Source organism: Tahibacter caeni, assembly GCF_024609805.1.
Taxonomy (GTDB): domain Bacteria; phylum Pseudomonadota; class Gammaproteobacteria; order Xanthomonadales; family Rhodanobacteraceae; genus Tahibacter; species Tahibacter caeni.
On sequence record NZ_JANFVR010000186.1, the window covers coordinates 1 to 9,524 of the forward strand.

General features: G+C 69.9%; 10 protein-coding genes. 6 read left to right on the forward strand and 4 right to left on the reverse strand.

Going from position 1 to position 9,524, the window contains the following annotated elements:
* Positions 1-143: 143 nt before the first annotated feature.
* From NON22_RS15200 to NON22_RS15215, 4 genes are read right to left on the reverse strand one after another with little or no spacing between them, the layout of a single operon-like run.
* The gene (locus tag NON22_RS15200; protein ID WP_257387798.1) at positions 144-848 is read right to left on the reverse strand and encodes an ABC transporter ATP-binding protein; all 705 of its coding nucleotides are present in this window, start codon (positions 846-848) and stop codon (positions 144-146) included.
* Positions 845-1,996 carry an ABC transporter permease gene (locus NON22_RS15205; RefSeq protein ID WP_257387799.1) on the reverse strand — a complete coding sequence of 384 codons (1,152 nt, stop codon included), beginning with the start codon at positions 1,994-1,996 and terminating at the stop codon, positions 845-847. The genes NON22_RS15200 and NON22_RS15205 overlap by 4 nt, the downstream gene beginning before the upstream one ends.
* Positions 1,993-2,550, reverse strand: a complete 558-nt coding sequence (locus NON22_RS15210; RefSeq protein WP_257387800.1) for a TetR/AcrR family transcriptional regulator — start codon at positions 2,548-2,550, stop codon at positions 1,993-1,995. The genes NON22_RS15205 and NON22_RS15210 overlap by 4 nt, the downstream gene beginning before the upstream one ends.
* Entirely contained in the window at positions 2,550-2,915 is a 366-nt protein-coding gene (locus tag NON22_RS15215; RefSeq protein WP_257387801.1) for a hypothetical protein, read from the reverse strand. The genes NON22_RS15210 and NON22_RS15215 overlap by 1 nt, the downstream gene beginning before the upstream one ends.
* Before the next feature lie 286 nt (positions 2,916-3,201).
* Here NON22_RS15215 and NON22_RS15220 point away from each other — a divergent pair, with 286 nt between their 5' ends.
* The 6 genes from NON22_RS15220 to hrpB form a co-directional block, all read left to right on the forward strand.
* A complete protein-coding gene (locus NON22_RS15220) occupies positions 3,202-3,732 on the forward strand; it encodes a hemerythrin domain-containing protein (RefSeq protein WP_257387802.1) in 531 nt (176 codons plus the stop codon).
* A gap of 401 nt (positions 3,733-4,133) precedes the next feature.
* Complete coding sequence (locus NON22_RS15225) at positions 4,134-4,643, forward strand: hemerythrin domain-containing protein (RefSeq protein WP_257387803.1); 510 nt, start codon at positions 4,134-4,136, stop codon at positions 4,641-4,643.
* 224 nt (positions 4,644-4,867) lie between these two features.
* On the forward strand, positions 4,868-5,668 hold the full coding sequence (locus NON22_RS15230) for a DUF3050 domain-containing protein (protein WP_257387804.1): 801 nt from the start codon (positions 4,868-4,870) through the stop codon (positions 5,666-5,668).
* Positions 5,669-5,908: 240 nt separating this feature from the next.
* Positions 5,909-6,475, forward strand: a complete 567-nt coding sequence (gene hslV / locus NON22_RS15235; RefSeq protein ID WP_257387805.1) for an ATP-dependent protease subunit HslV — start codon at positions 5,909-5,911, stop codon at positions 6,473-6,475.
* A 46-nt stretch (positions 6,476-6,521) separates the two neighbouring features.
* Positions 6,522-7,850, forward strand: a complete 1,329-nt coding sequence (gene hslU, locus NON22_RS15240) for an ATP-dependent protease ATPase subunit HslU (protein ID WP_257387806.1) — start codon at positions 6,522-6,524, stop codon at positions 7,848-7,850.
* A 386-nt stretch (positions 7,851-8,236) separates the two neighbouring features.
* The coding region (gene hrpB / locus NON22_RS15245; RefSeq protein ID WP_257387807.1) for an ATP-dependent helicase HrpB at positions 8,237-9,524 on the forward strand (1,288 nt) is incomplete at its 3' end.

Here is a 9,524-nt window from a genome sequence, read left to right on the forward strand (position 1 = left end):
GCGTTCCTCGCCGTCGGGCTCCACGAGGCCGCCGGCCGCGATGAGGCCGGGCGGCACGGCGGTTGGCGCGGGCGGCGCGCTGCGGCCGCAGCCGGCCAGCGGCAGGATCGCGAGGAGCGCGGCGAACAGCGGGGCGAGACGTTTCATGCGGAACTCCGGGCCGGGCGCCGGTCGTCGACGAGGCGGCCGTCTTCGAGATGCAGTACGCGGTCGCCGAACGGTTCGACGCGCGGGTCATGGCTGACCACGACGACGGCGACGCCGGCACCGTGGGCGAGTTCGTGCAGGGTCGCCGCGACGCCCTGGCCGGTCTTGCCGTCGAGCGCGGCGGTCGGTTCGTCGGCGAGCAGGATGCGCGGGCCGCCGGCCAGCGCGCGCGCGATCGCGACGCGCTGCTTCTGGCCGCCGGACAGCTCCGCCGGATAGTGTTCGGCACGGTCGGCCAGACCGAGACGTTCGAGCAGCCGCAGCGACTGTCCGCGCTGTTCGGCGCGCGGCAGCGCCTTGAGATCCAGCGCGATCGCGACGTTCTCCCAGGCCTTCAGGGTCGGGAACAGGTTGTAGTGCTGGAACACGAAGCCGATGTGCGCGAGGCGCAGCGCGGCCATGGCTTCGACGCCGAGATCGGGCGCGAGGGTCTCGCCGAACAGCTGCACGCGGCCGCGGCTCGGCCGCAGCAGGCAGCCCATGACCTGCAGCAGGCTGGTCTTGCCCGAGCCGCTCGGACCGAGCAGCAACGTCATCTCGCCGGGCTGTATGGCCAGGCTGACGTCCTGCAGCGCGGCCAGCGCGGCCGCGCCGCGGCCGTAGGTCACGCCGACCTCGGCGAGGGTGATCACCGCGCTCACTGGAACACCGACGTCGGATCGATGCGCGTGACGCGCCGGATCGAGACCAGCGCGCCGAGCGCGCACATGCACAAGGTCAGCAGCGCGAGCACGGCGATCAGCCCCGGCGGCATCGCGACGGCGACCGTGCTGCCGGTGCTCGCGAGCACGACGAGACCGACGAGCAGCATGCCGCCGGCGAAACCGAACACGGCGCTGATCGCGGCCTGCTTCAGGATCACCCGATACAGATAGCGGTTCGGCGCGCCCATCGCGCGCAGGGTCGCGTATTCCGGCAGTCGGTCCACCGTGGTCGCGTACAGGGTCTGTCCGACGATGACGATGCCGACGACGAGGCCGAGCAGCGCGGCCAGCAGCAGCGCCGAGCCCGCGCCCGTCGTGATCAGCCAGTAGCGCTGCGCCGCGCGTGCGAAATCCGCGGCGAACCGGACGTCGACGCGGCCCAGGCGCGCCTGCAGCGCGTCGCGCACGGCCGCCGCGTCGCTGTTGGGGCGCAGACGCACGAGCAGGTAGGTCGTCTGGTCGGGCCGGAAGAATGTGAAGCGCTGCGCGTTGCGGTGCGTCGTGAACACGTACGGGCTCTGTGTGAACGTGCGGATGCCGGCCGTGAAGCCGACCACGCGCGCGCGGCGGTTGTTGATCTCGACGGTCTGGCCGAGTGCGGTCACGCCGAGCTTGGCCGCATACAGCCTGTCGACGATGACGGCGTCGTCCTGCTGCAGATCCTCGATTGCGCCCTGTACGAGGTTCCACGGTCTGCCCTGGCCGGTCGCGAGGTTGAAGCCGACGATGCTGACGCTCTCGGTGCCGCCATCGGGCTTGCGCCAGAACGCGAACTGCATCATCAGCTGGTCGACCTGCGCGACGCCGGGCACCGCCAGCGCCTCGAAGCGCCGGCGTTCGTCGAGGCGGCCGGCGATGTCGACGTTGGTCGTGCCGGCCGGCGTGATCCAGAGGTCGGCGTCGGTATGGTCGACGAGACCGGAGGTCGTGCGCGCGAAGCCGAGCAGCAGGCCGAGTTCCACGCCCATCAGCAGCACCGCGAACAGCACGCCGACGAGGGTCACCACGAAGCGCGCGCGGTCGTGGCTCAGGTTGCGCCAAGCCAGCAAGCTGGTGCCGCTCATGTCGGCGTCGAGGCGGCTCACGGGCGCCTCGTCCGGGCCGGCGCAGCCGGCAGCGCGAACTCGACCTTGGTCGAGAGCCGGCGCAGCGTGGCCTGCTCGTCGGCACCTAACAATTGCTGCAGGCCCAGGTAAAGCGCATAGGTCAGGGTCGCGCGGTCGCGCGCCTCGGCCGCGGCGAGGCCGTCCTCGCGGCAGAGGCTGGCCAGGTAGTCGATGCGTTGCCGGTCGACGGCCTGCACGGCGTCGCGCGCCCGGTTCTCGTGCGCGGCCCAGTTGCGCACGGCGCGCTCGAGACGCAGGTCCAGCGCCTGGGCCAGCGCATCGAGCACGCGCGCCTTGTCGCCGGTGCGCGTCTCGCGCTCGGCCGCGGCAATCAGCTGCTCGGTATGCCGCTCGCGCCAGGCGGCCAGCAGCGCCGCGCGGAACGCGCCCATATCGGGGTAGTGGTGGTACAGCGAGCCCTTGGTGCGGCCCGTGCGCGCGCAGAGGTCGGCGACGGTCAGCCGCGCATGGCCGGACTCGGCCAGCAGCTCCAGGCCGGCCGCGATCCAGTCGACCTCGCTGCGCCGCGCCATCAGGCCAGGCCTAGTCCGGCCAGTGCGGCGATCACGAGGAACAGCGCCCATTGCGGCAGGTGCCAGGGTTTGACGCGGAACACGACGGCCAGACCCAGGCTCAGCCCGGCGAACGCCAGCGCGAGCAGCCCCAGCAGAACGACCAGCGGCGGATTCGAGTGACGCGCGGCCCAGGCCAGCGCGGCGGCCATGCCGAACAGCAGCACGGTGACCATGTGCCAGCAGAAATAGACCGTCAGCCGCGGCACGCGCGGCAGGTCGCGCGCGGCCAGCAGCGGCCGCGCGATCACTCGGCCGCCCACGAAGGTGTGGATCAGGAACGTCGAGAACGCGGCGAGCGCCGCGGCGATCAGCCAGGGGTTCATGCCTTCGCTCCGTCGTCGGACCGGCCCAACCATACCATCCATGATGGAATGCTCAAGTCTCTGCGACGAGCTGCCGCAGGGATCAAGATAAATACACTTCATCGCATAATGTGAATTGGCCATATTTTTTCTGCGCGCAATTGGGTACGCTCGGGCCGTCGTCGTACCTGCCACACGTGGCGCGCCGCAGGGGGGCGCTCCGAAGCCATTGAGTCCATGAACCGGGCGCCGCCGCGTCCGGCGTTTCGTCATCGCAGGCCGCCGCCACTGCGGCATCGGAGAAACCATGCTCGACATGCTGCGCAAGCTGATCGGTCAGCCGACCAAACCCGCCGCGGCCGCGGCCCCGGCGCCGAGTTCCCTGCGGCAGGGCAGCGTCCCGCCGCCACGTGCACCGAGCTACGATTCGGGCCTGGTGCCGGCCCTGAAGAACGACCACCAGGAACTCGTCGCGCTGTTCGAGCAGATCGGCCGCACCTACGAGGCGCGCCGCTTCCACGAGATCCCGGCGCTGCTGACCGCCTTCAAGACCCGCCTCGAGGCGCACCTGCTGACCGAGAACGTGCGCTTCTACAACTACGTCGAGTCGACCCTGCGCGACGACGTCGAAAACCTCAGCCTGATCCGCGACTTCCGCCGCGAGATGAACACGATCGCGCGCGGCGTCATCGACTTCGTCAAGAAGTACCAGGCGCACGGCGACCACGAAAGCCTCATGCACGGCTTCCTGGCCGACTATCGCACCGTCGGCGGCCTGCTCGTGCAGCGCATCCAGCGCGAGGAAGGCAATCTCTACCCGCTGTACATGCCTACCTGAGATCCCGCGCCGGCCGCCGGCGCCCGTGCATGCCGTCGCGACTCCGCCGTGAGGCTAGGCGGGGCGGCGTCTGCGCGTGCGGATCTCTCTATCCCTGGATTCCGCCCACGGCTGCGCGCTCGCGCAAGCCGTGCGTTCGCTCGCGCGAGCCGCGCGCTCGCCTGTGCGGCGCTCCGGCCCCTGGCATGAGCCGGCGCCGCATTCCGCTGCGACGCGCGAGCGGCGAAATCCGCTCTCGGCAAACGGTGTTGCAACGGCTCATGCGATTCGTGACTTGATGCGCAAAAACTGCTTTTTAAAATCATGTTTTAGGCAATACGTATACGATTGAAATAAATTCTACGACTGATAGGATCGACGCCGCGTCCATCGCCGCTGCGACGGCCTTTACGGGATTCCGCATGTTCGCCGCCCTACGCAAGCTGTTCGGCCGCAGTCCCACGGAGCCGCCCGCGCAGCGGCCGCTGTCCCGCGCCGCGCCGCGCGCGCCGCGCTTCGACGAACAGCTCGTGCCGCAGCTGATCCACGACCATCGCGAGCTCGTCCACGTCTACGAACAGATCGGCCTGCTGCCCGAACGCGACCGCTGGGACCTGCTGCCGACGCAGCTGCTCGCGTTCAAGTCGCAGCTCGAGGCGCACCTGCTGGCCGAGAACGTGCGCTTCTACAACTACGTCGAATACACGCTGCGCGACGACGAGGAGAACTTCAACCTGATCCGTGACTTCCGCCGCGAGATGAATGCGATCGCGCGCGGCGTCATCGACTTCGTCAAGAAATACCAGCAGCCGCTCGTGACCCAGGCGGAGCGCGGCGCGTTCATCGCCGACTACCGCCAGGTCGGCGCCTTGCTCGTGCAGCGCATCGAGCGCGAGGAAGGCAGCCTGTATCCGCTCTACCAGAACGTCTGACGCGCCGGCCGGCGGCGGCCGCCGGCGCGAACACCGCAACCCGCTCCGCCGCACGGGGCATTGGGACGTCTGTGCCACGGACGTTCCGCCAGCAGGAGGCAGAGGCCGCGGCCGCAGGGGGCCGGCGACAACGCGAAGGCGACGGTTTTCCAGCGTAGTACCGCGCGACACCGGAGGCCGTGGCGGCTTCCGGCGGTTCCGCGCACCTAGAGAAGGAGTCAGCCGTGTCCGCATTACTCGATCAGGTGTTCACGCCCGACGTGCGTGAGCTGCGCGACGCTCTGCACACGCACCGCGTCTTCGGCGCGATCCGCGACATGGATTCGCTGCGTGCGTTCATGCAGGTCCACGTCTACGCGGTCTGGGACTTCATGTCCCTGGCCAAGCGCCTGCAGCGCGACCTGACCTGCGTCGAACTGCCGTGGATGCCGCCGCCGGACATCGAGGCCGCGCATCTGATCAACGAAATCATCCTCGGCGAGGAAACCGATACCGGTCCCGACGGCCATCCGATCAGCCACCTCGACCTCTATCTCGCGGCCATGCGCGAAGTCGGCGCCGACACGCGGCCGTTCCAGCAGTTCCTGTCGCTCGTGCGCGAGCGCGTGCCGGTCGAGAACGCGCTCGGCCGCGTCGGCGCGCCGGCCTGCGTGATCGACTTCGTCACGCACACGCTGCGCGTCGCGATCGGCGAACGCACGCTCGTCGTCATGGCGAATTTCTTCTACGGCCGCGAGAACGTGATCCCGGGCATGTTCCAGCGCCTGCTCGACAGCTGGGGCCTGGACCGCATCGAGGCGCCGAGCTTCGTCTACTACCTCGACCGGCACATCGAGCTCGACGGCGACGCGCACGGTCCGGCCGCCGAGGCGATCATCGACCGCGCGCTGCAGCGCGAGCCCGAGCTCGTCGACGCGGTGCGCCGCGCTGCGATCGCGAGCCTGACCGCACGCCGGCGGCTCTGGGACGGCACCGAGAAACTGCTCGCGCGCAACGCGCGCAGCAGCCGGCGCGCGAGCGCCTGAGCGGTCCGCGGTCACCGCCGCCGGTCCGTTCCGGCGGCGGTATCAGCCGCGCCGTCTGTAAAAGTTTCATGACGATGGCCGGCGCCGACGCCGGCCGGATGGGACCGCCGCCGCGCTCGCCCGTGCCGGCCGCTTGCCGCTGCGGCGACTTCGCCGGCCAGCCGTACCGGCTTTGCGCGCTTTCCCTTGCGCCGCCGTCCCGTCGTCCCTACCTTCCGGATTCGTTTTCCGGGAGTTCCCATGACGGACAGTTTTCATGCGACGACCATCGTGTCGGTGCGGCGCAACGGCAAGGTCGTCATCGGCGGCGACGGCCAGGTGACCCTCGGCCACACCGTGGTCAAGTCCAACGCACGCAAGCTGCGCCGGCTCGGCCGCGGCGACGTGCTGGCCGGCTTCGCCGGCGCGACGGCCGACGCCTTCACCCTGTTCGAGCTGTTCGAGGACAAGCTCGCCAAGCACGGCAACCAGCTCGTCCGCGCCGCCGTCGAGCTCGCGAAGGAATGGCGCACCGACCGCCGCCTCGGCCGGCTCGAAGCCATGCTCGCCGTCGCCGACCGCGAGAGTTCGTTGCTGATCTCGGGCAACGGCGACGTGCTCGAACCCGAGCACGGCCTCATCGCGATCGGCTCGGGCGGCCCTTACGCCCAGGCCGCGGCCAAGGCTCTGCTCGAGAACACCGACCTCGATGCGCGCCGCATCGTCGAGCAGGCGCTGAAGATCGCCGGCGACATCTGCATCTACACCAATCATTCGATCGCCATCGAAGAGCTCGACGGCGATAACGGCGCGGTGCGCCAGGCCTGAAGCGCAGGCGGCCGCCACCGCGCATTTTCGAGGAATGTCTTCCCGCATGTCCGAACTGACCCCCCGCGAAATCGTCAACGAGCTCGACCGCTACATCGTGGGCCAGCACGCCGCCAAGCGCGCGGTCGCGATCGCGCTGCGCAACCGCTGGCGCCGCATGCAGCTGGAGCCTTCGCTGCGCGACGAAGTCACGCCCAAGAACATTCTGATGATAGGACCGACCGGCGTCGGCAAGACCGAGATCGCGCGGCGTCTGGCCGGTCTCGCGAACGCGCCTTTCATCAAGGTCGAGGCGACCAAGTTTACCGAGGTCGGCTACGTCGGCAAGGACGTGGAATCCATCGTGCGCGACCTCGCCGACATGGCCTGGAAGATGACGCGCGAGCATGCCAAGGCGCGCATCAAGACCACGGCCGAGGACCGCGCCGAGGAGCGCATCCTCGATGCGCTGCTGCCGCGCCGCGCGACGAACTGGGAACCGTCCTCGACCGATTCCGGCAGCGACGAAACGCGCCAGAAGCTGCGCCGCCAGCTGCGCGAAGGCAAGCTGGACGATCGCGAGATCGAGCTGGAGACGAGCGTCAATCTCGGCGTCGAGATCGCCGCGCCGCCGGGCATGGAGGAAATGAGCCAGCAGCTGCGCGGCATGTTCCAGTCCCTGGCCGGCGCGCGTACGCAGTCGCGCAAGCTCACGATCAAGGCGGCGCGGCCGCTGCTGATCGAGGAGGAAGCCGGCAAGCTGCTCAACGAGGAAGAGCTCAAGGCCGAGGCGCTGCGCAACTGCGAGCAGAACGGCATCGTGTTCATCGACGAGATCGACAAGGTCGCCCAGCGCGGCGAATGGCACGGCGCCGGCGTCAGCCGCGAAGGCGTGCAGCGCGACCTGCTGCCGCTGGTCGAGGGCTCGACCGTGTCGACCAAGTACGGCGTGATCAAGACCGACCACATCCTGTTCATCGCGTCGGGCGCGTTCTCGCTGGCCAAGCCGTCGGACCTGATCCCGGAACTGCAGGGCCGCTTCCCGATCCGCGTCGAGCTCGGCGCGCTCAGCAGCGACGACTTCGTGCGCATCCTGCGCGAACCGCACAACGCGCTGACCAAGCAGTACACCGCGCTGCTCGCGACCGAGGGCGTGACCCTGGAATTCACCGACGACGGCATCGCGCGACTGGCCGCGATCGCGTTCCAGGTCAACGAACGCACCGAGAACATAGGCGCGCGAAGGCTGCACACCGTGCTCGAACGCCTGCTCGATGCGATCTCCTACGAAGCGCCGGACAAGAGCGGCACCCACTACCGCGTCGATGCCGCCTATGTCGATGCGCATCTCGGCGAGCTCGTGAAGGACGAGGATCACTCGCGCTACATCTTGTGACCGGGTGCGGCGGCCGGTCGCCGTACGCCTCCGCGACTGGCCGCTCGTCTGCACGACCGCGGGCATTCGGAACGATCGGAACCCGGGATTCCGGGCGATCGTTCTTCATCCGCTGGCTCGAGAGGGCTTCGACGCGCGTCGCGTCAAGCGGCGACGTCGGTCGCGGCGAGCGCCGCGACCCGTAACGTTGCCGCGCAGCATCGGAATGCGCGACGGACGCTGACGGCCGAATCCCGCTCGCGGGAAGTGCCGCCGAGCCGATAGGGCCGCGTGCCGTTCGAAGCGGCGGACGCGGAAACATTCTGGCGTTGCAGTCGTGACGCTCGTCGCAACCGATGTGCCGATCGCCTCGCGACTGCCGCCTCGGCTACGCTTCGCGCGTGAACATCTCCGCGAATGCCTTTCCGATCGCCGAAATCCTGCCGCAGCTGCTGTCCGTGCTGCAGGCCGGATCGCGCGCCGTGCTCGAAGCGCCGCCGGGTGCCGGCAAGACCACTCAGGTGCCGCTGGCCCTGCTCGATGCGCCGTGGCTGGCCGGGCGCAAGATCCTGCTGCTCGAGCCGCGCCGCATCGCCGCGCGCGCGGCGGCCGAATTCATGGCGCGCCAGCTGGGCGAAGAAGTCGGCGCCACGGTGGGCTATCGCATCCGTTTCGAAGCGAAGGTCTCGGCCGCGACGCGCATCGAAGTCGTCACCGAGGGCATATTGACGCGGCTGCTGCAGGCGGATCCCGAGCTGTCCGGCGCCGGCGCGATCCTGTTCGACGAATTCCACGAACGTCACCTGCACGGCGATCTCGGCGCCGCGCTCGCGCTCGACGTGCAGAACACTTTGCGGCCGGACCTGCGCCTGCTCGTGATGTCGGCGACCCTGGACGGCGAGCGCATCGCGCGCTGGCTCGACGCGCCGCGGTTGACGAGCGCGGGCCGCAGCTACCCGGTCGACGTCAGCTATCCGCCGGCGCGGCCGAACGAGGAACTGCTGTCGCAGCTGCGCCGCGTGACCGAACAGGCGCTGGCCGAGACCGACGGCGACGTGCTGGTGTTCCTGCCGGGCAAGCGCGAGATCGACCGCGCGCGCGGCCTGCTCGCGGGCCTCGCCGACGCGACGCCGCCGGTGCAGGTGCTCGCGCTGCACGGCGAACTGTCGCTGCAGGAACAGCGCGCCGCGCTCGCGCCGGCCGCGGCCGGCACGCGCCGAGTCGTGCTCGCGACGAACGTGGCCGAATCCAGCGTGACCCTGCCCGGCATCCGCGCCGTCGTCGACAGCGGGCTCGCACGCGAGCCGCGCTTCGATCCGAATTCCGGCTTCATGCGCCTGCAGACCGTCGCGATCTCGCAGGCTTCGGCCGACCAGCGCGCCGGCCGCGCCGGCCGCGTCGCCGCCGGCCGCGCCTATCGGCTGTGGCCGCAGAGCCAGCGGCTGGAGCCGTCGCGCAAGCCCGAGCTCGACTATGTCGAGCTGTCAGCGCTCGCACTCGAACTGGCCGCCTGGGGCGCCGACGATCTGCCGTGGCTCGATCCGCCGCCGCCGGGCAATCTGGCCCAGGCGCGCGAACTGCTGATGCTGCTCGGCGCGCTCGACGCGGATGCGCGCATCACCGCGCTCGGCCGTGAGCTGCTGCAGCTCGGCGCGACGCCGCGCCTCGGCGCGGCCGCGCTGCGCGCGCCGGCCG